This is a genomic window from Patulibacter ginsengiterrae, from assembly GCF_056269115.1.
The window spans coordinates 1-25,248 of sequence record NZ_JBWDOG010000004.1 but is presented as its reverse complement, the minus strand read 5'-3'; the positions used below and the strand labels follow the sequence as shown (position 1 = coordinate 25,248).

The window sequence follows — 25,248 nt, the reverse complement described above, 5'->3', positions numbered from 1 at the left end:
GGGCGTGGTGTCCGCGGGGCGGGCAGGCCGGACGAGAACCCGACGATCGTCGGGTCCCGGGACGGCGCGCCGGGCGCGAACGCGGGTCAGCTGCGCTTGGCCTCGCGGCGGAGCAGGTCGGCCTTCTGCACGCGGGCCATGACCTTGACCATCTTGAAGAAGAGCACGCCGCTGATCACGGCGGCGAGCAGCACGAGCAGGATCAACAGCACGTCGGGGAGCACCATCGCGGCGAGCACCGCGAAGGCGAACGCCAGCGCGAGGATCGTCTGGGTGCCGAGGATCGCCCAGTACCGCAGGTGCCAGGTGCCGACCGCGGCCGCGAGGATCAGGCAGATCATCAGGACGTTGCGGATCCGGTCGCCGGTCGTGACCCCGTCGGCGGCGATCGCGTTGTAGGCCATGTTGGCCGCGAGCACCAGCAACCAGAGGATCGCGAACACGATCACTCGCGGGCGCTCGCCCTTGGTCAGCGGGACCAGGGCCTCGCGGATCGCCTGGTTCTTCTGCTCGGCCTTGGCGTAGCCGCGGGTCATCGCCCCCTTGCCGCCAGCGGACTGGTCGGCGGGGGCCGGAGCCTCGGGCGCCGCGGTGCTGCCGTTGCGCGGTGCGGTGACCCGTCCGCCGCCACCGGGGGCGGGGGTCGAGTGACGCTTGCGCTTGCGCTTGCGATCGGCCATCACCCCGAATGATGCCGGGCCGGGCGCCGCGATGCTACGCGCGGTACTCGTCGATCGCGGTCCGGAGCAGTGCGGCGGCGGCCCGCGGGTCGTCGGCCTCGGTGATCGCCCGGACGACGGCGATCCGCCGGGCGCCGGCCTCGAGCACCGCACGGACGTTGCCGGCCTCGATGCCGCCGATCGCGACCGAGGGCAGCGGGAGGCGGGCCGCGTTGGCGACCAGCTCGGTGCCGACGGGGTCGACGCCGGCCTTGACCGGGGTCGCGAAGACCGGTCCGACGCCGAAGTGGTCGGCGCCGGACGTGACCGCAGCGTCGGCCTGCTCGGGGCTGTGGGTCGAGAGGCCGATCAGCAGGTCCTCGCCGACGATCCGGCGGGCATCGGCGACCGGCATGTCGTCCTGGCCGACGTGGACGCCGTGGGCGCCGCCCGCCACGGCCAGGTCCGGCCGGTCGTTGAGGATCAGCAGCGTGCCGGTGGCGTCGCAGAGCGGTCGCAGGGCGCGCAGCCCGGCGACCAGCTGCTCGTCGCTGGCGTGCTTGTCGCGCAGCTGGAGCGCGTCGACGCCGCCCGCGATCGCGTGCGTGGCGAGGTCGAGCAGCGTCCGGCCGTTCGAGGCCAGCGGACTGACCAGGTACAGGTGGACGGCGGCGAACCGGGCACGACGCTGCTCGGGAGTCATGGCCGATCAGTCTCGCAGGCGGGGTCGTCACGGCCCCCGGTCACCCACGGGGGCGGCTACGATCGGGACGAACGAGTTGCGGGAGCCTGCGTCGGTGGGCTGAGAGGGGGCGCGTTCGCCCCGACCGCCAACAGCTGCTCCGGGTCATGCCGGCGAAGCGAGACCACCGTGAACGACCGCCACAGCGCCTCCGAGACCCCGACCGACGACGTGCTGATCGTCGGCGCCGGGCTCGCCGGACTGCCGATCGCGTGGGAGCTGGTCCGGCGCGGGGCGCGGGTTCGGGTGGTCGACCGCGACCGGCCCGGGCAGGCGACGAGCCGGGTCGCGGCGGGGATGCTCGCCCCGATCACCGAGATCGAGCCCGACGACCCCGGCCACCTGGCGCTGGGGCGTGAGGCGCTGGCGCGCTGGCCGGCCTTCGCCGAGGGCCTGCGGCTGGCGTCCGGGATCGCGCTCGAGCTGCGGACCCGCGGCACCCTGGCCGTTGCCCGGGACCGCGACGAGGCCGAGGCGCTGGTCCACTTCGAGGGCGTCTGCGCGCGGTTCGGGCTGCCGGTCGAGCGGCTGCTGCCGAGCGCGGCTCGCCGGCTCGAGCCGGCCCTCGCCCCGACCCTGCGACTGGCGCTGAGCGTTCCCGACGACCACGCGATCGACCCGCGCGAGGTCGTCGCCGCGCTGGTCGGCGCGATCGAGCTGGCCGGCGGACGGATCGACACGGGCGTCGGCGTCCGGCGGCTGCTGGTCGAGTCGGGGCGGGCGGTCGGCGTCGAGCTGGACGACGGTCGCGAGCGGCGGGCGGGCGCGGTCGTGCTCGCGGCGGGGCCGTGGTCGGGCGGCTTCGAGGGCGTGCCGGCGGCGGCCCGGGTCCCGGTCCGTCCGGTCAAGGGCCAGCTGCTCGTGCTCCGCGATCCGGCCGGGCCGGGTCTGGTCGAGCGGGTGCTGCGGTTCGGGCCCGGCTACCTGGTCCCGCGCGACGACGGCCGCTACGTGCTCGGCGCGACCACCGAGGAGCAGGGCTTCGACCGCGCGGTCACCGCCTGGGCGCTCCACGACCTGCTCCGCGACGGGGCCGAGCTGGTGCCCGGACTGCTCGACCTGCGGGTCGAGGAGACGCTCGCCGGCCTTCGCCCGACGACCCCGGACTGCCTGCCGGTGATCGGTCCCTCGCCGCTGGTGCGGGACCTCTGGTGGGCGTCCGGGCACCACCGCAACGGTGTCCTCTTCGCCTCCCTGACCGCGGCCCTGCTTGCCGACGGGATCCAAGGTGAGCCGCGGACGCCGGAGCTGGCGCCGCTGCGGGCGCTCGTCGATCCGGGGCGGTTCGCCCGCGAGGACGCCGCCGCCTCGCCGACCACGACCACGTCCACGTCCACGACCGCGGCGACCGCGGCCGGCACGACGCCATGACCGATCCGACCGCCACCGAGGACCCCGTGCCCGACCAGACCGTCTCCGTCAACGGCGAGCCGCGCGCGGTCGCCGGCCGCACGATCGCCGAGCTGGTCGTCGAGCTGGGGCTGCCGCCGACCGGCCGCGGGGTCGCGGTCGCGGTCGCGGGCGAGGTGGTCCCGCGCGGGACGTGGGCCGGGCGGATCCTGGAGGCTGGCGAGCGGGTCGAGGTCCTGACCGCGATCCAGGGCGGCTGAGCCGGAGCTCACGGCGCTCGTCGCGCCGCCTCGTCGACGAGCCCCTCGCGCCGCCGACGCAGCCGGATCCGGACGATCTCGACGACCCCGGCGACCCCGACCGCGAGCGAGAGACCGAGGACCAGGCCCAGCAGCGGATCGTCCTCGAAGGCGCTGCCGCCGACGTAGCCGATCAGCGTGCAGTAGAGGCCCCAGGTGACGGCGCTGACGGTGACGTAGGCGGTGAACGTGCGGAGCGAGAAGCCGACGGCCCCGGCGGTCAGGGTGGTCGCCGTGCGTCCGCCCGGGATGTAGCGGGCGACGATCAGCATCGAGCCGCCGCGGGCGTCGAGCATCGTCCGTCCCCGGCCGAGCGCGGCGGTGAGCCGGGTCCCGCGGGCGGCTCGTCGCCGAAGCGGACCCCGACCGAGCTTGCCGACGAGGTAGGAGAGGTGGTCGCCGACGAACGCCCCGGCCGCGGCCGTCGCGACCACGGGCAGGACGTCCGGCGCGCCGCTGGCGGCGAAGACCCCGGCGCTGATCACCAGCGTCTCGCCGGGCAGGGCGGGGAGGACGGCGTCGGCGGCGACGAAGGCGAAGATCGCGACGTAGGCCCACGGCGACGAGAGCGCCTCCCGCGCGAGGTCGAAGATCGGGTCGAGCACGGTCACCGCCTCGGGCGAACGGCGGTCGTTGGCGGTCGGCGCGGGAGCACGTCGACGACCTCACCACAGGTTCGCCGGCGCGTCCGGCGTTTCCGGGGTGATCCCTCAGACCCCGGGGACATTCCCCATACGCCGGCCTGGCTCCAGTCCCGGGTCCTGGGTCCCCGGTTCCCGGTTCCCGTCCCGATCCCGGCTCAGCCCTTGCCGTCGGGGCCGAGGTTCTTGGACAGCCAGTCGGAGACCGCCTTCGTCGCGCCCTCGGCCTGGCCGGCGACGTCCTTGAAGGCGGTCGTGACCTTCTCGCGGTAGTGGTCGGCGGCCGCGCGGGCCTCGGCACCGACGCTCGGGTCCTCGCTGCCCCGGCGCGGGTAGTCGCCGTCCCGGATCCGCTCGTACTCGCCGCTCTTGACCCAGGCCATCAGCTCGTGGGCGCGCTGGACGGCGAGCGGGTGGGTGGCGGTCAGCTCCAGGCTCAGGCGGTTCCAGCGGCCGGGCAGGCTCTGGCCCTGCTTGCCGTAGTCGTCGGCCTGGGCGAGGAAGGCGTCGAGGTCGAGCCGGTCGCTGGCGGTGCCGGCCGCCAGCGACATCAGGGTCCGGCAGACGAGCAGCGGGTCGCGCACCGTCAGGGCGGCGATCCGGTCGCAGGTCAGCTCGGCCGCCCGCGACCACTCGAGCAGCGCGGACTGGATCGCCTTCAGCGGCAGCGCGGTCGGGAGCGTCCGGTTCAGCATCGAGCCGCTGAGGGCGATCAGGATCTCCAGGGCGGTCCCGTAGAGGACGTGGTCGCACATGATGTGCGCCGCCTCGTGGGCGAAGACGACGCGCTGCTGGTCGCCGTCGAGCTGGTCGATCAGCCGCGAGTTGACCAGCACCAGCGGGTCGGTCGAGCCGATCGTCGAGGCGTTGGCGAACGGGAACTCGGCCAGGTACAGCTCGGGCGCCTCGCCGAGGTCGAGGGTCACGTAGGCGGTCCGGTGGCGGCCCCAGACCTCGGCCAGCTGGCGCGGGCCGAGCCGGACCGAGGACGCGAGCAGGCTCTGGCGCAGGGCCCGCTCGTAGCCCAGCTCGATCAGCTTGCGGATCACGCTGTCGAGGCCGGGGATCGCCTTCAGCGCCGCGGTCGCGGCGCGGTCGGCGGGGTGCCGCAGCACACGCTCGTCCAGCTCACGCAGTCGGTAGCCGAGGACGGGCAGGTCGTCGCTCATGCGGCGAGGCTATCGGCCGTGGCATCCGGGGACGGCGGACGCTCGTCGAGGGCGCTTTGCCGGGCCCGTGTGGATCACCCGGCCAGACCACTGGTGTCGACTGGTCCAACAGGTGTCCGATTCGGGCAGTTTCACGTTTTGGCAGGGGCGTACCTGCTTGACTGGGACATGCAGTTCTCCTCGGGACATCCCCCCGGACGCTCGGTTTCCGAACGCCCGTTGTCGACGAGGAGCGCAGGTAGCAACACCAGCGCGCCGATCGGCAAACGCCACGGCCGGTGCGGACCGATCCCCTCGATCCCGCGCCGGACGACGGCCGCGAAACGCCGTTCCCGCGGGTGACGGACCCCGTCCACCGTCCGCCCGCGGGAACGACGTCCTCTCCGGGCGGCGACGTCGTTCCCGGGTGCGCGATGATCGCCCCGTGTCGACGATCGCTTCCGACGGCCGCCGGATCGAGGGCCTGACCCTCGACGCGATGGGCTGCCTGGTCACGTTGCGTGACCCGATCCCGGCCCTCGCGCGGCTGCTCGAGGAGCGGGGGACGCCGCGCCCGCCGGCCGCGATCGGGGCCGCGCTGCGGGCCGAGATCGCCTACTACAAGGCCCACCACCTCGAGGGCCGCGATCCGGACTCGCTGCGGGCCCTGCAACGGGTCTGCGCCGGATTGGTCGCCGACGACCTCGGGCTGGCGGTCGACGCGGCGTTCGTCGACGGGTTCCTCGCCGCGCTGCGCTTCGAGCCGCTCGACGGGGTGCTGGACGCGCTCGCCGTGCTCGGCGCCGCCGGGGTGCCGATGGTCTGCGTCTCCAACTGGGACAGCGGGCTGGAGGACCACCTCGCGCGGCTCGGGATCGCCGGCCACCTGCGCGGGGTGATCAGCTCCGGCGGCGCCGGGGTCGCCAAGCCGGATCCGCGGATCTTCGCTCCGGCCCTGGAGCTGCTCGAGCTGCCGCCCGAGCGGGTCGCCCACCTCGGGGACGAGGCGGTCGACCGCGACGGCGCGGCGGCGGCCGGGCTCGGCTTCCTCGAGCCGCCGGTCGCCAGCCTGCCCGAGCGGCTCGGGCTCCGCTGAGCGAGCGGGCGAGCCGCCCCCGCTTCGGACGCGAGCGTCGGAGGCGTGCTCCGGGCCCTCCGCCGCCACCGACCCTCCGTCGCCGACTACGCTGGAGGTCATGACCGCCGACGTCCCCCCGGCCGCCGATCCTCGTGCCCCCGTGGCCGATCCGCTGCGGATCGGCGACCGCACGTTCTCGTCGCGGCTGCTGCTCGGCACCGGCGGCTTCAGCCGGATGCAGACGCTCGAGGACGCGGTCCGCGAGTCGGGGACCGAGCTGGTCACGCTCGCGCTCCGGCGGGCCGGTTCCGGCGGCAGCGACATCGAGGGGTCGCTCGTCGACGGGCTCCAGCGGACGGGAGTCGGGCTGCTGCCGAACACCGCCGGCTGCTTCACCGCCCGTGACGCGGTCCTGACCGCGAAGCTCGCCCGCGAGGCGTTCGAGACCGACTGGGTCAAGCTCGAGGTGATCGGCGACGACCGCACGTTGCTGCCCGACGCGGTCGAGCTGCTCGCCGCCGCCGAGGAGCTGGTCGCCGACGGCTTCGTGGTCCTGCCGTACACCAACGACGACCCGATCCTCGCCCGCCGGCTGGAGGACGTCGGCTGCGCCGCGGTGATGCCGCTCGGGTCGCCGATCGGCTCCGGGCTCGGGATCCGCAACCCCCACAACATCGAGCTGATCGTCGAGCGGGCCGGCGTCCCGGTGGTGCTCGACGCCGGGATCGGGACCGCCTCGGAGGCGGCCCTGGCGATGGAGCTGGGCTGCGACGCGGTGCTCTGCGCGACCGCGATCAGTCGCGCCCAGGATCCGCTGCGGATGGCCCGGGCGATCCGGCACGGGGTCGAGGGTGGACGGCTGGCGCGGACCGCCGGCCGGATCCCGAAGCGGACCTACGCACTGCCGTCGACGCCGGTGGCCGGGACCCCGGAGCTCTAGGCGCCATCATGTCGCGGGTGGAGATCGACGGCGAGGCGCTGCTGAACCGGGTCGTCCGGACGTTGGGCAGTCGCGACCGGCAGGCCGTCGCGGCGCTGGTCACCCACGACGTCCACTACGAGGACGCGTTCGCGGCGCGGCCGCTGCTCGGCCCCGACCAGCTCGCCGACCACCTGGCGTTGCTGTGGAGCGGCTTCCCGGACGCCCGCTTCGAGGCGACCGGCCCGCTGCTGCACGACGGCAGCCGGATCGTGGCGATCCCGATGCGGGTGACCGGCAACCACACCGCCGCGCTCGGCGGCATCCCGGCGAGCGAGCGGTTCCTGCACGTGCACGGGATGCTCGTGCTCGAGCTCGACGCGACCGCCCACCGCGTCCACCGGGCCCGGCTCTTCGCCGATCGCTACGCGGCGGCGGTCCAGCTCGGGGTCCTGCCGCAGGCGGGCACCGTGGGCGACCGGGCGGTGCGGGCGATCCAGGGCTTCGGCTTGCTCTGGGGTCGCTAGGCGACGACCTTCAGCACGCCGACCATCCCCGGGTGGACGGAGCAGTCGTAGGCGATCGTGCCCGGCTCCTTCGGGGTGAAGCTGTAGCTGCCGTCCTTGCCGAACAGGCTCGACTGGAACTTCGCGCCCTTGAGCGCGCGCACGTCGTGCTGGACCGAGTCCTCGTTCGTCCAGGTGACCTTCTGCCCGACCTTCGCCGTCGCGACCTTCGGCACGAACTGGATGTTCTGCATCGCGATCTGGAGGTCGCCGTTGCCGGTCGAGGTGCCGGCGCCGGTCGTCGTGGTGGTGGTCGACGACGCCGAGCCCTTGTCGTCGTCGCCGCCGCAGCCGGCGACGGTCAGGCCGAGGACCGAGACCGCGGCAAGGCCGAGGAACGACCGGCGGGGGAGTGGTAGGGCTCCCGGCTCGGGCCGAGGACGGTGGGGACGGGAGACGTCGTGGTCACGCATGCGGCGATCGTAGCCCGCCTGCGGACGGCCTATACGGGTTGGCGCCGCGCCGCTCGTCGGCCTACGAGGCGCGTCCGGTCTCGACCGGGTCGGCGCGGAACGGACCGTCGGGCGAGGCGACCACGCACATCGCGTCGCGGTCGCGCTCGTCGCGCCACGACCGCGGCGACGGCAGCGCGGGGTAGAACCGCAGCGCCCGCAGCTGGCTCGCGTCCCAGACCTGGGTGGCCAGCTGGTGGCAACGACGGTCGGCCTGCGCTACGAGCACGCGCTCGTTCCACGGACCCTCGTCGAGGGCGGCGAAGCCGTAGACCTGGTTCTCGGCTCCGACGCAGCCGACGGTGTTGAGGATCGGCTCGCCCATCGCCTCGTTGACGTCGACGTCGTGGAAGCAGTCGCCGTTCTCGAAGGTCCGGACGCCGGGGGTGTCGGCGTTCAGGTAGCGCGCGTCCTTGGTCGGGACGACCCGGGCGGACGAGCCGCCGCTCGTCGCCAGCACGATCGCGAGGGCGATGCCCAGGGCGAGCAGACCGGCGAGGACGAGCGGGAGGCGCGGGCGGAAGCGACGCGGGGCGGCGGGCGAGGGGGTGGAGGGCATGGTGCTCTCGTCGGATCGGTGGACGGGATGGCCGGCCGGTTCGGTCGGCCGACCCGGTCGGCGCCGACCCCGCCGGAGGAGCGAGGACGGCGCCGATGGAGCTGCCGGTCAGCGGCGGGCGACCCGGACCGTCGCGGTGGCCGTGCCCGGGTGGGCGGCCGCCGAGCCGGCGTAGGAGACGGCCAGGCGGTGCGTGCCGGCGGCGGTCAGACGCGGCGAGGTGACCGTGACCAGACCGCCCCGGAGCGCCGCCTTCGCCTTCCAGGTCTGCTTGGTCGTGCGGTCGACGACCGTGACCGTGCCGGGCACCAAGCGCCCGTCGGCGGCGACCGCAACGACGATCGACGCGCGCTGGCCGCGGCCGATGCTGCCGCCGGCGACGTGGGCGGTGACGCGGGCCTTCGCCCGGCTCGCCGTGGGCTCGGGGGCCGGAGCCGGCGGCGCTTGGAGCGGGCCGCCCGGGACGCGCTGGTCGGGCACGGCGACGGGGGCGACGGTGACCAGCAGGCCGGTCGAGGTCGAGGGCGCGAAGCGCTCGTCGGCCGGCGTGAAGACCGCGCTCAGCGCGTGGGAGCCGTCCTTCAGCGCCGTGGTCCGCAGCTGGGCCTTGCCGTCGGCGAGCGTGACCGGGTCCCCGAGCGGCGTGTCGCCGTCGTAGAAGCGGACGCTGCCGGCGGCGCCGTCGACGCTGGCGGTCACGGTCAGCTCGCGACCGCTGGCGACGTGGGCGGCCGAGGCCGTGATCCGCGTGGTCGTCGCCGTCGCGGTGGCCCGGTCGGCGTCCGGATCGGTGGTCAGGTCCTGGACCGTCTTCGGGCCGGTCGCGTCGTCGCCCTTCTTGGTGACGGTGTAGCCGTCGAAGAACCGGCCGTTGGCCAGTCGCGCCTGGTAGGTCAGCTTGTCCTGCTCGACGTCGACCAGCTGGTAGAGCTGGATGTTCTCGGCCGCGACCCGCCGGTGCGCGCCGTTGTCGCTCCAGTTCTTGCCCGCGTTGAGCTGGTACATCTTGCCGCCCGAGACCGAGATCGAGTAGACGGCGCCGTGGCTCTTGGTCGGATCGACGGCGTCGTCGTCCTTGACCTGGTTGCCGCGGTTGTAGACGTGGTCGTGGCCCTGCAGGACCAGGTCGACCCCGTACTTGTCGATCAGCGGGTTCCAGTTCTCGCGGACCGCCTTGTTGTCGCGCGTGCTGGTCCCGGCGTAGACCGGGTGGTGGAAGGTCAGGACCGTCCACTTCGGGCGGTTCGGGTCCTTCAGGACCGACTCGAACCAGGCCGTCTGGGCGGCGAGCACGTCGTTCTGGATCGGCCCGTTCTGCAACGGGTTCGAGTCGAGCGAGATGTAGCGGACGCCCTGGTAGTCGACGTAGTAGGTGCTGCGCCGGACGGCCTCCAGCGGCTGGCCGTCGGTGCCCTTCGGGCCGTTCTCCGGGAACGGGAACTGCGGCTTCCAGAAGGCGGTGATCGCCGTCGAGCTGTTGTACTCGTGGTTGCCGGGCGTGGCGAGCACGTTGCGGGTCTGGTTGTTGTACCCGGCCGCCCCGTACCACTCGCCCCACTCCTTCTCCTGGATCTGGAGGTTGCCGTCGCTGGTGCCGGTCTGGTTGACCAGGTCGCCGGCGTGGATCATCAGCTTCGACTTCGGCCGGTCGAGGATCGCCTGGTGGAAGACGCGCGGGACCGCGGTGTCGATGTAGTTCTGCGCGTCGCCGAAGTAGACGAAGGAGAACGGCTTGAGGTCCGTCTCCGCGGTGGTGAAGTCCTCCCACGCGCTCCAGTTGGAGACGGGCCAGCCGTTGGGGTCGGTGCCGTCGCCGACCCGGTACGAGTAGCGGGTGCCGGGCTTGAGGTCCTGGAACTCGACCGAGCGGTACTGGTTCTTGTAGCCGGTCTTCGGGTCGACCTCGGCGGTCGTCGCGTCGAGCGTGATGATCTTGGTGTAGTCGGCGCCGTCGACCGTCGGCAGCGGCTTGCCGTCGTCGGTCCGGTCGAGCATCACGTCGCCGAAGGCGGCGGGCGCCTCCATGATCTGGGCGCGCGGGCTCTCGGCCGTCGACCGCCAGCTGACCTTCTGGCTGTGGGCCGGGTCGGCGGTCGGGATCAGCGTCACGCGGTCCGGGACCGGAGTCGGCGCGTAGCGCTGGACGGCGGGCAGCGGTGTGTCGGCGGCCTGTGCCGCGGGCGCGAGCTGGACGGCGGAGACGCCGAGCAGGGCCGTCGCGACGCTGCCGGCCAGCAGGACGCGGGCGGTCGGGCGACGACGCGGCGACGGGGCGTGAGCGGTGGGGGCGGACATCCGCCCTCCTTCTGTGGGGTGAAGGGTACGGCGGGCCGGGAGCGGCCCGCCGTCGCGGCATGCTCACGCGCGCTCGGCGGAACGGTGTTGCTCGCTGGTGAAGCGGGCCGGTGTACAGCGACACCCCCGGCTCTGGTCTCGCGATCTTCACATCGGCGGCGGGGCTGGCCCGCCGATCGGGGGGTGCAGGCGGGGTCAGCCGTCCGCGGGAGCGCGGACGGCGACGGCGAGCGGGGCGTGATCGGAGAGCCCGCCGCGGTCGGGGCACGCGGAGGCGCCACGCGCGACGACCCCGCGGCCGAGGACGTGGTCGGGGCCGTGCGAGGCGATCCGCGTCCACGGGACCGCCAGCGCATCCTCGACCGCGTCCCGCGGCAGGTTGAGGTCGCCGCCGAGCACGATCGGCGATGTCGTCCCCGTCGTCCCCGCCGCCCCTGCCGCCCAGACGTTCAGCCGCGCGATCGAGCGGTCCAGATCCTCCCGCGGGCGGGTCAGCCCCGGCCCGCCGTCCCACTCGCCCTTCTGCGCGTGGACGTTGGCCACCCACGCGCCGTCGAGCGCGTCGCCGTGTCGCCCGCCGACGCGGACGCCGTGGAGGATCCGTCGCTCGGGCCAGGCCCGCAGTCGCAGCTGGTGGTGGGCGGTGATCCGGAGGCCGCCCCGGACGAGGATCGCGTTGGCGCCGCCACCGTTGCTGCGCAAGAGGTCCGGCCGCCGCGCGGCGATCCCGCGACGGAGCGGCAGCAGTCCGTTGCGCGAGGTCAGGGCGACCGCGAACCGCGTCTCCGCGCCGCATCTGCGGGCGAGCAAGGGCGGCCACCACGGCGGGACCTCCTGGAGCAGCGCGACGTCCCACTCCCATCCGGCCAGGGTCGTGGCGAACTCGTGCAGGAGCGGGCGGCCGGCGGCCGGCAGCGCACGGCCATGGAAGAGGTTCCAGCTGACGACGCGCACCGTGGCCGGATCGTGACGGGTCGGGCGGTCGGGCGCCACTCCTCGCGCGGGGGCGTCGTCTAGCTTCTTGGTGGTGACCACGCGCCATCTGCTGACCGGGACCGAGCTCACCCGCACCGACCTCCTGGCCGTCCTGCGACGCGCGCACGAGCTCAAGGCCGGGCTGGCCGATCCGACGACCCCCGCATCCCACCCCGGGACCCTCGCCGGTCGCTCGGTCGCGCTGATCTTCCAGAAGCCGTCGACGCGGACCCGGGTCTCGATGGAGACCGGCGTCTTCGAGCTCGGCGGTCACCCCGTGCTGATGCGGTCCGACGAGATGCAGCTCTCGCGCGGCGAGTCGGTCCAGGACACCGCTCTGGTGCTCTCCCGTCACGTGGCCGCGATCGGGATCCGGACGGGCCCCGACGCGCTGCTCGAGGAGCTGGCCGAGGAGGGGACGATCCCCGTCGTCAACCTGCTCACCGACGGCCACCACCCGTGCCAGGCGGTCGCCGACCTGCTGACCCTGCAGGAGGCGTTCCCGGAGCGGCTGAGCGAGGACGGCGGCCTCGACGACCTCCACCTCGCCTACGTCGGCGACGGCAACAACGTCGCCCGCTCGCTGGCGCTGGTCGGTGCGATCGCCGGCCTCCAGGTGACGGTGGTCGCTCCCGACGGCTACCAGCTCGCCACGGACGAGACGCCGGCGACGCTCGCCTCCGACCCGCGGACCGGGGTCGCCGGCGCGGACGCGCTCTACGCCGACGTCTGGGTCTCGATGGGCGACGAGGATGCCGACGCGCGCCGGGTCGCGCTGGCCGCCTACTCGATCGACGACGCGCTGCTCGACGCCGCGGCCCCGGGTGCGATCGCCCTCCACTGCCTGCCGGCGCATCCCGGCGAGGAGATCACCGCCGAGGTCCTCTACGGCGACCGTCAGCGGATCTGGGACCAGGCCGAGAACCGTCGGCACGCGCAGAAGGCGCTGCTGGAGTGGGTCCTGCGCGTGGGCCCGTTCGCCGAGCCGAGCTGAGCCCGGGGCCGTCGCCGCGCGCCGGTCGTTCTGAAACGGACGGCGCGTCGGGTAGGCTCGCGAGCAGGTCCTCGCGGACACCTTCCGACCGGCCGGGCACGTGATGAGCGACACCAGCGACAGCAGCAGCGAGCGGGAGCCGGACGCAACGTCCGGTGCTCCGGACGGTCCGGGCCGCGAGTCGGCCGGCGAGGAGCGCGACGAGGCGTTCCTGGCCCAGGCCTCGAATCTGGTCAAGACCCTCAAGCAGGGCGTGGTCGTGACCGGCGAGCGGGTCCAGGAGACGATCGAGGACGCCGTCCGGCGCGGGCGGATGACCCGCAAGGACGCACACGAGCTGGCGGCGGCGATCGTCAGCGCGAGCCGCCGGCAGACTGACGAGCTGCGGCACGAGCTCGAGCTGCTGCTCGAGCGGAACAGGGCGCGCAAGGGCCGCGGGGGCGAGGGCGAGTCGGTCGCGTCGAGCGGGGCCGAGGCCGTCGCGAAGGGCGAGACCAAGCCGACGGCGGCGAAGACCAAGGCCAAGGCCAAGGCCGGAGCGGCGAAGGCCAAGACGGCCAAGGCCGCGACGGCGGCCAAGGCCGGCGCGACGTCCGCGGTCGCGAAGGGCGCGGCGGCGGCGAAGGCGAAGCCGGCTGCGAAGGCGGCTGGCGCGAAGCCGGCGACCGGGAAGCCCGCGGCGAGGCCGGCTGGGGCGAAGAGCAAGGCGAAGGCGGCGGGGGCGAAGGCGGCGGGGGCGAAGCCGTCGGCCGCGAAGGGCGAGGCGAAGGCGGCGCCGCCGTTCGCGGGCTACGACGACCTGACCGCGACCGAGGTCGGCAAGCGCCTCGCCGGGCTCTCGGCGGCCGAGCTGACCGCCGTCCGCGGCTACGAGGCCGCGCACGCCGAGCGCAAGACGGTTCTGGCTGCCGTCGACCGGCGACTCGCGGCCTGAGCGAGCGGTCGGCGAGCCCCGGCCCGGCGCTCCCGCGTTCTCGTTGAGGTTTGCCACCGTAGCGGTGGTCAACCTCAAGGAGAACGAGTCGGTGCGCGTGGCGCCTCGTCTCCCGCGCGGCGCCTCGTCTCCCGCGCGGCGCCTCGTCTCCCGCGCGGCGCCTCACGGTCCGCGCGGCGACCGCCGCATCGTGCCCGCGCCGCCCCGGCCCCATCGATCCAGCGCCGACGCGGGATCCGAGGGCCGAAGCCCCCGGATCCCGCGCCCGCGTATCCCTCAATACGCGGAGCGCTGGTGGTCCCTGTGCCTCCGGCGGCCCTCACACCGGGCGGAGACGTCGTGATCGTGGGAAGTCTGGTGGTGGTGGCTGCTGCTGCTGGCGTGGCGCTGGTGGGCACCGACGCCCGCGGCCCGCTCACCCGCCGGCCCTTGCGGGACGACGGTCATGACGGGGCGAGCCGCGGGGTCAGCGGGTGCTCGATTGCGGTCTGCTGCAAGAGTTTGGTTACCCGAACTCCTGCGACCAGCGGGGACAGTAGCGCACCTTCGGGGCGAATGCCAACTAGATCGCTCGGGAATGGCGTCGGGCCGCTCGTGGGGCGGCCGGGCCGCCGTCGTCCCGCCCCGATCGGTGCCCATCCGGCCGCGACCGGCCTCGCGCGGGCGCGCGGCCGCGAAGGGCGGGATCCCCTGTTGGGACCGGTCGTGCCACCCTTGGTCGATGGCCGACGACGCTTCCCGTACCGACCCCGTACCCGCCGCGGCCGCGTCTCCGGCCGCCGTCGCCGTGTCGACGGTCGACTCCGCCGCCGCTGGCGCCCCCGAGCTCTCCGACGAAACGGCGACCTCCGCCTCGCCGGCGGTCGCTTCCGACACACCGGCGACCGCCGCTCCCGCCAGCGTGACCGGCGACAGCCCGACGATCACGGCGAACGCGCCCGACGCGGCCGTCGCCTCGGAGGGCAAGCGCGTCCGCCCGGCCCGCCCGCACCGCGGCGAGCAGATCGAGCTGCGCGTCACGGCGCTCGCCCACGGCGGCAACGGGATCTCCCGGACCGAGGGCGGCTGGGTCGTCTTCGTCCGCGGCGGGATCCCGGGCGACCTCGTCCGGGGCACGATCACCAAGCGCAAGAAGGACTACGGCGAGGCCGTGATCGACGAGGTCCTCGAGGCCTCGCCCGAGCGGATCGATCCCGCCGCCGACCACCCCGGTGCTCCGTGGCAGGTGCTGCCGTACGCGCGTCAGCTCGAGATCAAGGCCGAGCAGGTCGAGGATGCCCTGCGCCGGATCGGTGGCCACGCCGACACCGAGATCGAGCCGATCATCCCGGCCGTCGCCGAGTGGCGGTACCGCAACAAGCTCGAGTACTCGTTCGGCGAGCGCGCCGACGGGTCGCTCGTCTGCGGCTTCCACGCCGCCGGCTCGTGGCAGACGATCGAGCACATCGAGGACTGCCTGCTGGCGACGGAGATCGGCAACGAGGTCCGCCAGCGCGTCTACGAGTGGTGCCGCGAGCGGGGCCTCAGCGCCTACGACCGCCAGCACCACCAGGGGCTGCTGCGCAACCTCGTGGTCCGCGAGGGCTTCCGGACCGGCGACCTCCAGGTCCGGATCGTCACCAGCCCCGGCGAGTTCGACGTGATGGGCCTCGCGACCCACCTCAACGAGACGATGAGCCGGCCGCTGACGGGGATCCTCTGGACCCAGATCGGCGGCGTCGGCGAGACGACCTCCGGCGGCGAGACCGACCTGGTCTCCGGCGAGGCGTACTTCTACGACGAGATCTGCGACCTGCGGCTGCGGATCAGCCCCGAGGGGTTCTTCCAGACCAACACGGTGATGGCGGAGCGGCTCTACGAGCTGGCCGCCGAGTACGCCGACCTCCAGGGTTGGGAGCGCGTCTTCGACCTCTACTGCGGCAGCGGGTCGCTCGGCCTCTCGATGGCCGCCCGCGCCGGCGAGGTGATCGGGGTCGAGATCGTCGAGGAGTCCGTCCAGGACGCGGCGACCAACGCCCAGAACAACGACATCCGGTCGGCGAAGTTCCTCGCCGCCGACGCCCGTACCGGTCTGCCCGACGCGATCGAGCTGGTCGGCCGCCCGGACGTGCTGATCGTCGACCCGCCGCGCGCCGGCCTCGGTCCGCGGGTCTGCCGCCGGATCATCGAGGCCGCGCCGAAGCGGATCGTCTACGTCTCGTGCAACCCGACGACGCTGGCCCCGGACGCGGCGCGGCTGGTCGAGGCCGGCTACGAGCTCCGCAAGGTCCGCCCGGTCGACCTCTTCCCGCAGACGCCGCACGTCGAGTGCGTCGCGGTCCTCGATCGCCGGCCCGACGCGCCGGCTCCGCCGGTCCCGAAGCCGCGTCCGGCGAAGCCGGTCAAGACGGCGAAGTCCAACGCCCCGAAGTCCAACGCCCCGAAGAAGGACGCGTAGGGCGGGCCGTGGGGCGGCGATCGGTCGCCCCACGGGAACCGTCGGGTTCGGCGGACGGCCGCGCCGCTGCGCATGGGATCGCCGTGCGCCGGTCGGCGCGCGCGGCGGGACTGCTCAGCGCTCGAGGATCGACTCGGCGCCGGTCGCCTCGGCGAGCGTGGTGTTGAGCTTGTCGATCAGCGTCGCCAGCTGACGGACGTCCTTCGCGTTCCAGCTGGCGAGACGCTTCTGCATGTGGGTGATCCGCGCCTGCCGGACCAGCTCGCGCTCGGCGCGGCCGCTCTCGGTGATCGAGACCAGGGTCGCGCGGCGGTCCTCGGTGCTGCGCTCGCGCTCGACGAACCCGCGCCGCTCCAGGGGAGCGATCTGGCGGGTGACGGTCGAGGCGTCGAGGTCGAACGCCAGGGCGAGCTGGCTCATCGTCTGCTTGCCGCGCTGCTCCAGCAGCACCAGCAGCAGGTAGCCGGAGCGGTCGAGCGGTGAGCGGGCATCGTCGAGCGACGCCACCCGGACCCGTTCGGACCGACGGGCCAGGATCGCGAGCTCCAGCTGCAGGTGATCGAAGGGGTCAGCTGGCTTCTTGCCCGACATCCGGGCGAGCGTATAGGACTGCAAGCTACAAGTGAGTCTTCATGAGCGTTTCGGCGCCACATTCTGGACGGGTAGGCGGTGGGCGCGCGAACCGGTCGGCCGCGCCGGGCGGGACCAGAGCGATTCGGGTGCCCGGCGGGGGACGGGTAGCGTGTGCGCATGCGTGCCGCCACCATCCTCGACGGCGGGATCGTCGTCGCCGAGCATCCCGATCCGACCCCGGGCACCGGTGAGGTGCTCGTGCGGGTCCGAGCCGCCGGCCTCAACGGCGCCGATCTGCTGCAGGCGAAGGGCGGCTACCCCGCCCCGCCCGGGAGCCCGGCCGACATCCCCGGCCTCGAGTTCGCGGGAGAGGTCGTCGCCTGCGGGGCCGCGGCGACGCGGTTCGCGCTCGGGGACCGGGTCACCGGGATCGTCGGCGGCGGGGGCCAGGCCGAGCTGCTGAACGTCCACGAGCGGCAGATCACGCCCGTCCCGGCGGGTCTCGACTGGCTGCAGGCCGGCGGCTTCAGCGAGGTCTTCACCACCGCCCACGATGCGCTCGTGACCCAGGCGGGGCTGCGTCCGGGTGAGCGGCTGCTCGTCCACGGGGCGGCCGGGGGCGTCGGCACGGCCGCGGTCCAGATCGGCCACGCGATCGGCGCGCACGTGACCGCGTCCGTCCGCAACGGCGAGCACCACGAGGCGGTCGCCGGGCTCGGTGCCGACGAGGTCGTCACGCCGGACGTGCTGAGCGACCGCGAGCGCCGCGAGATCGCGCCGTTCGACGTGATCCTCGAGCTGGTCGGGGCACCGAACCTCGACGTCGACCTGCGGCGGCTGGCGACCGGCGGCCGGATCGCCGTGATCGGGGTCGGCGGCGGCTTCAAGGGCGAGATCAACCTGCTGGCGCTGATGGGCGCCCGCGGCCGGATCATGGGCTCGACGCTGCGGGCCCGCCCGCTGGAGGAGAAGGCCGCCGCCGCGCGGGCGGTCGAACGTGAGCTGCTGCCGCTCGTGGCCCGCGGCCGGATCACGGTCCCGGTCGCCGCGACCTACCCGCTCGCGGAGGCCGAGGCCGCCTACGAGCGGTTCGCCGCCGGGGCGAAGCTGGGCAAGGTCGTGCTCGACCTCGGCTAGTAGGGCGGCAGCGCGTCGTGCCAGGCGCCGAGCGTGCGGAACGCGGTCCAGAAGGCCTGCTTCGCCTCCAGCTCGTCGAGCGCATCGTCGATCGACGGGGTCACGAGGACCCGGCAGGACGGGGTCAGGCGCTGGAGCACGCCGGGCGCGTCGAGCACCGGCTCGGCAAGCGGCAGGTCGAGGCCGTTGAGGACCTCCACCGCGTCGCTGCCCATCACCACGATGATCCGTGGTTGGACGATCGCGATCTCCTCGGCGACCCGCGCGACGCAGGCGCCGCCGGCGGTCCACTCCGGGTGCTCGGCGAGGTCGACCGGGCACTTCACGCAGAGCGTGCCGTAGATCGTCGTCGGGTCGATCCCGAGCCGCTTGAGGCTCTTCAGGACCGCTCCGCCTGAACGACCGTAGAAGGCGACGCCCTCGTCGATCTCCTCGCGGGTCGCGTGGTGCTTGAGCAGCATCACGTCGGCCTGGGGGTGGCCCGAGCCGACGATCGGCATCGCCGACCCGCGCGGGCAGTGCGAGCACGTCTGCACGTCATGGGTCAGGGCGTTGATCTCACGGATCGCACGCTCGAGGTACTTGTCGTGGATCTCGTCGTCGGTCACGGGCATCGTGGCCTGAATTGGCTCACGCGGCCCCGCGTCCTCGCCGGTGCAGCGAGCGTTGCCGTATGCAGCAATCCATGTTGCATGCCGGCGCGGGCAGGAGTTCGGGGGTGCGCGGCGGACGTCCGGTCCCCACGCACAGGAACCCCTAGGAGGTGGCCCCGTCGGCGACCCGGCTGCTGCTGCCGAACTGCCAGGCGTGCGGTCGCCGTTGGCCGAGCCAGCGGGCACCGAGCGCCGCGATCGCGATCACCAGCGCGCCGAAGACGGCGTCGAGGAAGAAGTGGTTGCCGGTCGACATCACCACGAAGGTCACGACCAGTGGGTAGATCGCCCAGAAGATCCGGACCGGGCGCCGCTTCGACAGCCGGGCGAGGGGGATCCCGACCATCAGCGAGAAGCCGACGTGCATCGAGGGGACCGCCGCGTACGGGTTGAAGAGCTTGCTGACGCTGTGCGTCGTCGGATCGATCCCGGTGTAGCGGGCGACCCCGTCGAGGATCCCGAGCCCGGGGACCAGCCGCGGCGGAGCGGTCGGCATCGCGACGTAGCCGACCAGAGCCAGGGTCCAGGCGATGATGAACATGTTGCGGACGAAGCCGAACGCCTCGTTGTGCACCACGTAGATGAAGATCATCGCCCCGAACGTGACCGAGAACTGGGCGTTCAGGTACATCAGGCTCGACGCGTCCATCAGGCCGGGGACGCTGTCCGCGAACCGCTGGATCCCGCCCTCCATGTTCAGGTGGAGCAGGCGCTCGGTCGAGACGATCCAGTCGGCGTTGGCGAACGCGTCGCTGGCCCCGAACTGATCGTTGATCAGGCCGCGGGTGTTCTGGTAGAGCTTGTACGCCACCACCACGATCAACAGCTGCGTCAGGGCATCGAGGATGCCGTTCGGCAGGAATCGGCGGGGACGGGTGAGAGCTTCAGGCATCGCGCGGGACCGGTCGAGGCGACCGTCCGCGGGTACCGGCCCTAGGTGTTGCAGGTCGCCGATCCGGGGTGTCGCCAGGGCACCGCGAAGCCGGTGCCCACGGTAACCGTACCGGGAACAGAGGTCGTCACGTGTGTCCAGCCTCCCGGACCGCGGCGGATGCAGGCCCTTCCGGCGCTGATCCGGAGGTACGGACTCCAGCGGATCCGCAGGTCGACGGCCCCGGCGCGGGGGACCTCGAGGACGACCCGCTCCGGCTCGAGCGTGGTCACGCGCGGCGTCGCCTCGGTCCCGCCGGCGGTCCGCGCCGCGCGGGCGTCGGCTCGCTCGGCCGACGCCGGGTCGTCGTTCGGGCGGGCCGTCGCCCAGCTCGCCAGCGGGCGGGCGTCCTCGAACCGCCAGAGGCTGATGTGCGCGTCGCGCCAGACCGGCCGGAGCCCCGGAACCCGGCCCGATCGCAGCAGCTCGATCTCCGCGCGCGACGCGTAGTCGGTCGGGGCGTCGGCCAGCGCGATCCAGCCGATGGCGTTCTCGCGCAGCCAGGCGACGTAGGCGGCGGCGCTCGGGCGGCCGTCGTAGAAGAGCGCGCTGCGGTCGCGGTCGAGCTGGCGGATCCAGCCGCGGGCGAGCGGGACCTCCGGCGGGAGCCAGCGGACCTCGCCGCGGCGGGCGGTCGGGGGGACCTCGACCCGCGACGGCGACGCGGCCAGCCGCACGCGCAGCTGGTCGGCCAGTGGCCGCCAGTAGCTCGCGCGGGCGCTCGGGTCGCCGGAGGCCTGGACCGCGTCGCGGACGGGCGGGTACCACTGCCAGTAGAGGAACGGCAGCGCGAGCAGGGCCAGCGCCAGCGGCCGCCGGCCCCAGAGCGCGCCGGCCAGCAGCGGGCCGCCGACGAGCGCGCCGAGCCGGGTCGCGTTGCCGCCCATCGGGGTCTCGAGCAGGCCGGAGAGGACGATCGCGACCAGGTAGATCGCCGCCCCCACCCGCAACGTCCGCTCGTCCCGCGGCAGCACCACCAGCACCACGACCATCGCCGCGACGGCGGGCCAGAGCGCGGAGGCGACGAACGGCTCGCTGCCGCCACCGGGGAACGCGAGCGAGAGCACGCCGGCGGTGACGAAGGCGACCCCGGCGACGACCAGCGGCGCGATCCGGGCGCGGCGGCCGTCCGCGGTCAGCACCCAGGCGGCGGCGACCATCGCGAGGAAGAGCGCGGCGACCGGGCTGGCGAGCGCGGTCGCGACGGCGCCGACCGCGCCGAGCAGCGACCGGCGGAGCAGGGCGTCGGAGCCCGCCGGCACGCGATCGGGCCGTTCGGGGCCGGGCCCGTCGGACCGTCGGGCCCGGGGTTCCCACCCGACCGCGGCGATCAGGGTCAGCAGGCCGAACGCCATCCCGAGCACGAAGGTCAGCCGGCCGGTGAACAGCAGCCCGCCGATCCCGGCCGCGAACCACCAGCTCGCGACCCGTCCGGCGGTGCCCGCCCAGTGGCGCTCGGCGAGCCAGCGGAACGCCCACGCGGCGACGACCGCCGACAGCGCGCCGACCAGCGTGCCCCCGATCCACGAGCCGAACAGCGGCAGCAGCACGCTGTAGCTCGGCAGGTGGTGGCCCCCGAACCACGAGAGGTCGAACAGCCAGACGCCGTCGCGGGCCAGCGCGATCCGGTGCTCCTGGGCGGCCAGATCGGTCGTCGCCGGCGTCGCCAGCAGGTAGACCAGGCCGATCAGCGCGGTCAGCGCCCACGGCGGGACGGAGCGCCAACGCACCGGGTCAGGATACGGCGCGGGGGCTTCCGGCGGCCGCGGCCCGTGGTCGGTCGTGGCGGTCGCCGGGTCGCGGACGGCGGTCCGGCCGGGCGACGACGATCCGGAGCCCGGCCCCCATCCGGACCCGTCCGTGGCCGCCGCCCGGACCTCAGTCGCGGGTCGCGCGGCGGACCCGTCGGTCGCGGACGATCTTCCGGGCGGGCGCGGGGACGGCCTTGGTCTCCAGGAACTTCAGCGCCTGGACGTAGACCAGCGTGCCGGGCTTGGTCTGGATCTCGGCCTGCGCGAGGGAGGCGAGGAACTCCTCCGGGCCGTCGAAGTCGTGCATCCGGACCCGGACCGAGCCGAGGCCCTGGGCGACGTGGCTGTCGGAGCCGGCCCCGGCGACCATCCGGTACTTGGCGGCGAAGCGGACGGCCTCCTCGTTGAACGAGCCGATCGCCACCCGCGGATTGAAGATCTCGACGGCGTCGATCTCGTCGACGATGTCGAGCATGTGCTCGTAGTCGGGCACCGAGTGCATCCGGTCGAACGGGTGCGGCACGTAGACCAGCCCGCCCTGGCGGCGGATGTCGGCGATCGCCTCCTGGAGGGTCACGCCCTTCGGGATCCTCTCGTTGATGAAGAGGCCGATCACCTCGCCCTGGTCGGCGGTCTTGACCTCCTCGCCGATGATGACCTTGATCCCGTACTGCTCGGCCTTGGCCGCGGCCTCGTGGGCCCCGGAGACCTCGTTGTGGTCGGTCACCACGATCGCCCCGAGACCCTGCCGGCGGGCGGCGTCGAGCAGGACCTCGACCGGCGTGGCGCAGTCACCGCTGTGGTCGGTGTGCATGTGCATGTCGACGTCGATCAGCGGCCGCGCGCGGATCCGGGCGACGACCGCGGGGTCGAAGCGGTCCGGGTCGTGGCGCTTGGCCCGCAGTCCCTCGTAGCGCCCCAGCACCCAGTCGGTGTAGGCGCCCCAGCCTCTCTCGGTCACGGGCGCGTTGACCGCCGCGGCCCGCAGTCCTTCCCGCAGCTCGCGGTCGCGCAGCAGCCGCTCGGTCTGGGCGACGAGCACGTCGATGTCGCCCGGCTCGAACAGCAGCCCCCGGCGGCCGCCGTCGGTCAGCTCGTCGTAGACGTCGATCCGGCTGGCGACGGGGACGGCCCCGAGGTGCAGGGACTCGACCAGCGTGTGCGGGGCGGGCCGGGTGCCGGACGAGGCCAGCAGGACGACGTCGGCGTCGGCCGGGAGTCGCTGGAGCGGGACGAACGAGATCCGGTCGCGGAGGCTGGCCCGCAGCGGCGGGGTCGGGGCGTCGTCGCCGACGATGACCGTCGCCCGCCACGGCAGCGCCGGGTCGAGACGCCGGAGCGCGCGCAGGGCGGCGCGGCGAGCGGGGCGGTCCTCGTCGAGCGGGACGACGATGTGGAGCGGGCTGGCGGTGTGGAGCGGGCTGGCGACGTGGAGCGGGGTCGCGGTCTGGAGTGGGGTCGCGGTCTGGTCCGTGTCGCTGCTCGCCCCGGTGGCTCCGGCCGGGGAGGAGCCACTCGCGGCGCTGCCGGGATCAGGCGACGCGGCGTCCGGCGGCGCCGGGCCGGCGGGGAGCGCCGGCGGCTCGCGGCCCGCGTCGGCCGGGGGCGGGACGCGCGCCGTGTAGCCGAGGCCGATCGGGAACGAGTGGGCGACGACCGCGGCGGCGGCCTCGCTGGCGGCCAGCCGGTCGTCGATCCGTCCCAGCAGCCGCTCGGCCCGCTTGCGCCCGAGGGTGGTGCCCCCGACTCCGGCCCCCATTCCCGAGCCGATCCGCTCGACGGGCAGGTGGAAGGTCGCGACGTTGAGCGCGTGGCTGTGGCGGAGCGCGGCGGTCGAGACCGACGGCCCGAACGGCTCGTGCACGTGCACGAGGTCGAGCGGCAGCACGCGCAGTGCGTCCTCGACCGCGCGGGCGGCGTCGACCGGCACCGTCGCATGGCGGTCGGTGCCCGACAGCGCCTCGGCGACGGCCAGGATCGCCGGCGGGCCGCCCGGGGCGGGCAGCAGCGCGGCGGCGTCCTCGTGCAGGTCGTGGCGGGTCTGGCGGACCAGCTCCGGATCGCGGGAGGGGACGAGCACGACCACGCGGTGTCCGCGGGCGGCGAGCTCGTCGGCCAGTCGGCGGGCGTGCGCGGTGACCGGATGACCGGCCTCCAACGGATACGGGGCGACCTGGGCGATCGCCAGGGAGGCGGCGGAAGGCACGTACGGAGCATAGGCCGGGCCGGGATCCGGCAGCGCTCCGCCGTCCCCGGCGGGGCACCACGGTTCTGGGACGCCGCTGCGATCCAGGTGCGGCGCATGAGGGCGGGCTCGGAGCTCCTTCCCGAACGCGACGGTCGCCCCGGGCGCGGCGGCGCACAGTCGTCGCAGGAATGGCGCAGAGTTGGTGCAGTCAGCACCCCACGGGCAACGCGGGACGCGCGACGCTGGAGGGGATGGTGCGTCTTGCGGACCAACGACCTCGCTGCGCGGCTCGGGGGACGCCCGGAGTCATTCCGCGTCGCCCGGGGCGACGCGGGGTCATTTGTCCCCGCAATGCGACGCGAGATGACCCGGGGGCGCGGCGGCGACGCGAGGTGATCCCGGTCTCGGGTCCTGACGCCGGGGCGCTGGCCGCGGCGCGGCGGGGCGGGGCGGGGCGCTGGCCGCGGCGGGGCGCGGCGGGCGGAGCGAGGGCATGCCGACGGCGGACCTCCGTCGCCTGGTCCTCCCCCTCCCGTCGTCTCCTGCGGTCCGGCGCCGCGGTCCCTGCGCGCGACGCCCAAACACCGAGATCCCAGAAGGCTGGAGATGAACGATGCCTGACTCCCGCGATGTCACCCCTCACCTGGTGTCGCCCCGATCCCCGTCGACCCAGCAGGGTCGCGAGCGAGGGACGCGCGGTGACCGTTCCGACACGAGCTCGGTCCGCGAGCGACGGATCGCGACACTGGCCGCTCGTCAGCACGGGGTCGTCTCGCGGGCACAGCTGGTGGCGGTCGGACTCTCCCCATCGGGCATCGACCGGCGCTTGCGCACGGGCCGCCTGCACGCGCTGCACCGAGGCGTGTTCGCCGTCGGTCATGTCAACGTCGCGGCCGACGGGCGGTTGCTCGCTGCGACCTTCGCCGCCGGAGACGGGGCCGCGATCAGTCACGCGACCGCGGCCGACCTCCACGGGCTGCGACAGACCGGGAGCCCGTCGATTCACGTCGTGTCCCCGCGGAACGTCCCGACCCGGCCCGGGATCATCGGGCATCGCACGACGAGCCTGCCCGCAGACGAGATCGTCGTCGTGCGCGGGATTCCTGTCGTCTCGGTCGCCCGCACCCTCGTCCAGCTGGCGACGTTCGTGGACGACCGCGGGTTGACGCGCGCTTGGAGGCGTGCTGTCGAGATGCGGACGCTCGACACCAGGCAGCTCGCGCGTCAGCTCGAGGCTGGACGCCCCGGATCGGCCGCGATCCGCCGCTTGCTCGCCACCGCTGCTGATGGTGGACTCGACGGCATCACGCGCAGCGAACTGGAGCTGCTCTTCACGGAGCTGGTCGCAGCAGCGGGTTTGGCGATCCCGCGGCTCAACGTCCCGCTCGAGCTCCGAGGCCGGCGGTACGAAGTCGACGCGCTGTGGCCCGAGGCGCGTCTCATCGTCGAGGTCGACGGGTGGTCGGTGCACTCCGGGCGGCAAGCGTTCGAGACCGATCGGCGGCGCGACGCCGAGCTCGTCCGATCGGGCTACCGCGTGGTGCGGTTCACCTGGCGGCGGATCGTCGATGACGCGCGGGGCGTGACGGCGACGCTCCTCGACCTGCTCGCTGCCGGGGACAGGCAACGTGACGCTGCCTGACCCCAAAGGGGGCACGACGCCGCGCCTCCGGGGTCAGGTTGCACCGGCTCCACGGAGGTGGAGTCATTTCGCGTCGGATGGCGACGCGAAATGACCCCAGAGCAGGCGGAGCGACGGATCGTGACCCGCTCCGTCCCGGCGCGACCCGAACCCGGGCGGCGACCTGTCCCCGGCCCGCGACCCGAACCCGGGCGGCCACGGAACCGGCCCGCTACTGAACTCGGCCGGCGACCCGAACTCGGCCGGCGACCCGAACTCGGCCGGCGACCCGAACTCGGCCGGCGACCCGAACTCGGCCGGCGACCCGAACTCGGCCGGCGACCCG

General features: G+C 74.1%; 23 protein-coding genes and 1 pseudogene. 11 read left to right on the top strand and 13 right to left on the bottom strand.

Going from position 1 to position 25,248, the window contains the following annotated elements; genetic code table 11:
• Positions 1-86: 86 nt before the first annotated feature.
• Complete coding sequence (locus tag ACVUH9_RS08025) at positions 87-680, bottom strand: hypothetical protein (protein WP_475755691.1); 594 nt, start codon at positions 678-680, stop codon at positions 87-89.
• 34 nt (positions 681-714) lie between these two features.
• A complete protein-coding gene (gene thiE, locus ACVUH9_RS08020) occupies positions 715-1,362 on the bottom strand; it encodes a thiamine phosphate synthase (protein ID WP_475755689.1) in 648 nt (215 codons plus the stop codon).
• Between the two features lie 168 nt (positions 1,363-1,530).
• Between thiE and thiO the strand changes: the two genes are divergently transcribed.
• Together thiO and thiS are read left to right on the top strand one after the other, a co-directional pair.
• Positions 1,531-2,772, top strand: coding sequence for a glycine oxidase ThiO (gene thiO / locus ACVUH9_RS08015; protein WP_475755687.1), 1,242 nt, complete (start codon positions 1,531-1,533; stop codon positions 2,770-2,772).
• On the top strand, positions 2,769-3,011 hold the full coding sequence (gene thiS, locus ACVUH9_RS08010; protein ID WP_475755685.1) for a sulfur carrier protein ThiS: 243 nt from the start codon (positions 2,769-2,771) through the stop codon (positions 3,009-3,011). Before thiO ends, thiS begins: the two co-directional genes overlap by 4 nt.
• Before the next feature lie 8 nt (positions 3,012-3,019).
• Here thiS and ACVUH9_RS08005 read toward each other — a convergent pair whose 3' ends face one another.
• Both ACVUH9_RS08005 and ACVUH9_RS08000 read right to left on the bottom strand, forming a co-directional pair.
• The gene (locus tag ACVUH9_RS08005) at positions 3,020-3,655 is read right to left on the bottom strand and encodes a DedA family protein (RefSeq protein ID WP_475755684.1); all 636 of its coding nucleotides are present in this window, start codon (positions 3,653-3,655) and stop codon (positions 3,020-3,022) included.
• A gap of 194 nt (positions 3,656-3,849) precedes the next feature.
• A complete protein-coding gene (locus ACVUH9_RS08000; RefSeq protein WP_475755682.1) occupies positions 3,850-4,860 on the bottom strand; it encodes a M48 family metallopeptidase in 1,011 nt (336 codons plus the stop codon).
• Positions 4,861-5,284: 424 nt separating this feature from the next.
• On the opposite strand from ACVUH9_RS08000, the gene ACVUH9_RS07995 reads away from it, so the two are divergent.
• The 3 genes from ACVUH9_RS07995 (at position 5,285) to ACVUH9_RS07985 (ending at position 7,363) form a co-directional block, all read left to right on the top strand.
• On the top strand, positions 5,285-5,935 hold the full coding sequence (locus tag ACVUH9_RS07995; protein ID WP_475755679.1) for an HAD family hydrolase: 651 nt from the start codon (positions 5,285-5,287) through the stop codon (positions 5,933-5,935).
• A gap of 100 nt (positions 5,936-6,035) precedes the next feature.
• The gene (locus ACVUH9_RS07990) at positions 6,036-6,857 is read left to right on the top strand and encodes a thiazole synthase (protein ID WP_475755677.1); all 822 of its coding nucleotides are present in this window, start codon (positions 6,036-6,038) and stop codon (positions 6,855-6,857) included.
• 8 nt (positions 6,858-6,865) lie between these two features.
• On the top strand, positions 6,866-7,363 hold the full coding sequence (locus tag ACVUH9_RS07985) for an ester cyclase (RefSeq protein WP_475755675.1): 498 nt from the start codon (positions 6,866-6,868) through the stop codon (positions 7,361-7,363).
• Here the strand turns inward: ACVUH9_RS07985 and ACVUH9_RS07980 are convergent.
• The 4 genes from ACVUH9_RS07980 to ACVUH9_RS07965 all read right to left on the bottom strand — a co-directional run bounded on the left by ACVUH9_RS07980 (position 7,360) and on the right by ACVUH9_RS07965 (position 11,662).
• A complete protein-coding gene (locus ACVUH9_RS07980; protein ID WP_475755673.1) occupies positions 7,360-7,815 on the bottom strand; it encodes a cupredoxin domain-containing protein in 456 nt (151 codons plus the stop codon). The genes ACVUH9_RS07985 and ACVUH9_RS07980 overlap by 4 nt on opposite strands.
• A 61-nt stretch (positions 7,816-7,876) precedes the next feature.
• The gene (locus tag ACVUH9_RS07975; protein WP_475755671.1) at positions 7,877-8,413 is read right to left on the bottom strand and encodes a hypothetical protein; all 537 of its coding nucleotides are present in this window, start codon (positions 8,411-8,413) and stop codon (positions 7,877-7,879) included.
• Between the two features lie 108 nt (positions 8,414-8,521).
• On the bottom strand, positions 8,522-10,708 hold the full coding sequence (locus ACVUH9_RS07970) for an Ig-like domain repeat protein (protein ID WP_475755669.1): 2,187 nt from the start codon (positions 10,706-10,708) through the stop codon (positions 8,522-8,524).
• Between the two features lie 195 nt (positions 10,709-10,903).
• Complete coding sequence (locus tag ACVUH9_RS07965) at positions 10,904-11,662, bottom strand: endonuclease/exonuclease/phosphatase family protein (RefSeq protein WP_475755667.1); 759 nt, start codon at positions 11,660-11,662, stop codon at positions 10,904-10,906.
• A gap of 73 nt (positions 11,663-11,735) precedes the next feature.
• Between ACVUH9_RS07965 and argF the strand changes: the two genes are divergently transcribed.
• The 3 genes from argF (at position 11,736) to rlmD (ending at position 16,048) form a co-directional block, all read left to right on the top strand.
• Complete coding sequence (argF, locus tag ACVUH9_RS07960; protein WP_475755665.1) at positions 11,736-12,677, top strand: ornithine carbamoyltransferase; 942 nt, start codon at positions 11,736-11,738, stop codon at positions 12,675-12,677.
• Positions 12,678-12,780: 103 nt separating this feature from the next.
• On the top strand, positions 12,781-13,611 hold the full coding sequence (locus tag ACVUH9_RS07955) for a hypothetical protein (RefSeq protein ID WP_475755664.1): 831 nt from the start codon (positions 12,781-12,783) through the stop codon (positions 13,609-13,611).
• Positions 13,612-14,332: 721 nt separating this feature from the next.
• Positions 14,333-16,048: a 23S rRNA (uracil(1939)-C(5))-methyltransferase RlmD gene (gene rlmD, locus ACVUH9_RS07950; RefSeq protein ID WP_475755662.1), complete on the top strand. Its 1,716-nt coding sequence runs from the start codon at positions 14,333-14,335 to the stop codon at positions 16,046-16,048.
• A 114-nt stretch (positions 16,049-16,162) separates the two neighbouring features.
• Here the strand turns inward: rlmD and ACVUH9_RS07945 are convergent, their stop codons facing one another.
• Entirely contained in the window at positions 16,163-16,639 is a 477-nt protein-coding gene (locus ACVUH9_RS07945) for a MarR family winged helix-turn-helix transcriptional regulator (protein ID WP_475755660.1), read from the bottom strand.
• A 159-nt stretch (positions 16,640-16,798) separates the two neighbouring features.
• Here ACVUH9_RS07945 and ACVUH9_RS07940 point away from each other — a divergent pair, with 159 nt between their 5' ends.
• Positions 16,799-17,758: a zinc-binding dehydrogenase gene (locus ACVUH9_RS07940; RefSeq protein WP_475755658.1), complete on the top strand. Its 960-nt coding sequence runs from the start codon at positions 16,799-16,801 to the stop codon at positions 17,756-17,758.
• Here the strand turns inward: ACVUH9_RS07940 and ACVUH9_RS07935 are convergent.
• The 4 genes from ACVUH9_RS07935 to ACVUH9_RS07920 form a co-directional block, all read right to left on the bottom strand.
• Complete coding sequence (locus ACVUH9_RS07935; protein ID WP_475755656.1) at positions 17,755-18,372, bottom strand: uracil-DNA glycosylase family protein; 618 nt, start codon at positions 18,370-18,372, stop codon at positions 17,755-17,757. The genes ACVUH9_RS07940 and ACVUH9_RS07935 overlap by 4 nt on opposite strands.
• Before the next feature lie 142 nt (positions 18,373-18,514).
• Entirely contained in the window at positions 18,515-19,303 is a 789-nt protein-coding gene (locus ACVUH9_RS07930) for a phosphatase PAP2 family protein (protein WP_475755654.1), read from the bottom strand.
• Positions 19,304-19,344: 41 nt separating this feature from the next.
• The gene (locus ACVUH9_RS07925) at positions 19,345-21,072 is read right to left on the bottom strand and encodes a hypothetical protein (protein WP_475755653.1); all 1,728 of its coding nucleotides are present in this window, start codon (positions 21,070-21,072) and stop codon (positions 19,345-19,347) included.
• A gap of 148 nt (positions 21,073-21,220) precedes the next feature.
• On the bottom strand, positions 21,221-23,299 hold the full coding sequence (locus tag ACVUH9_RS07920) for a PHP domain-containing protein (RefSeq protein WP_475755651.1): 2,079 nt from the start codon (positions 23,297-23,299) through the stop codon (positions 21,221-21,223).
• A gap of 595 nt (positions 23,300-23,894) precedes the next feature.
• On the opposite strand from ACVUH9_RS07920, the pseudogene ACVUH9_RS07915 reads away from it, so the two are divergent.
• Together ACVUH9_RS07915 and ACVUH9_RS07910 are read left to right on the top strand one after the other, a co-directional pair.
• Positions 23,895-24,143 (top strand): annotated as a pseudogene (locus ACVUH9_RS07915) (type IV toxin-antitoxin system AbiEi family antitoxin domain-containing protein); the annotation flags it as partial.
• Positions 24,144-24,473: 330 nt separating this feature from the next.
• Positions 24,474-24,923: an endonuclease domain-containing protein gene (locus ACVUH9_RS07910; protein WP_475756106.1), complete on the top strand. Its 450-nt coding sequence runs from the start codon at positions 24,474-24,476 to the stop codon at positions 24,921-24,923.
• Positions 24,924-25,248 lie beyond the last annotated feature (325 nt).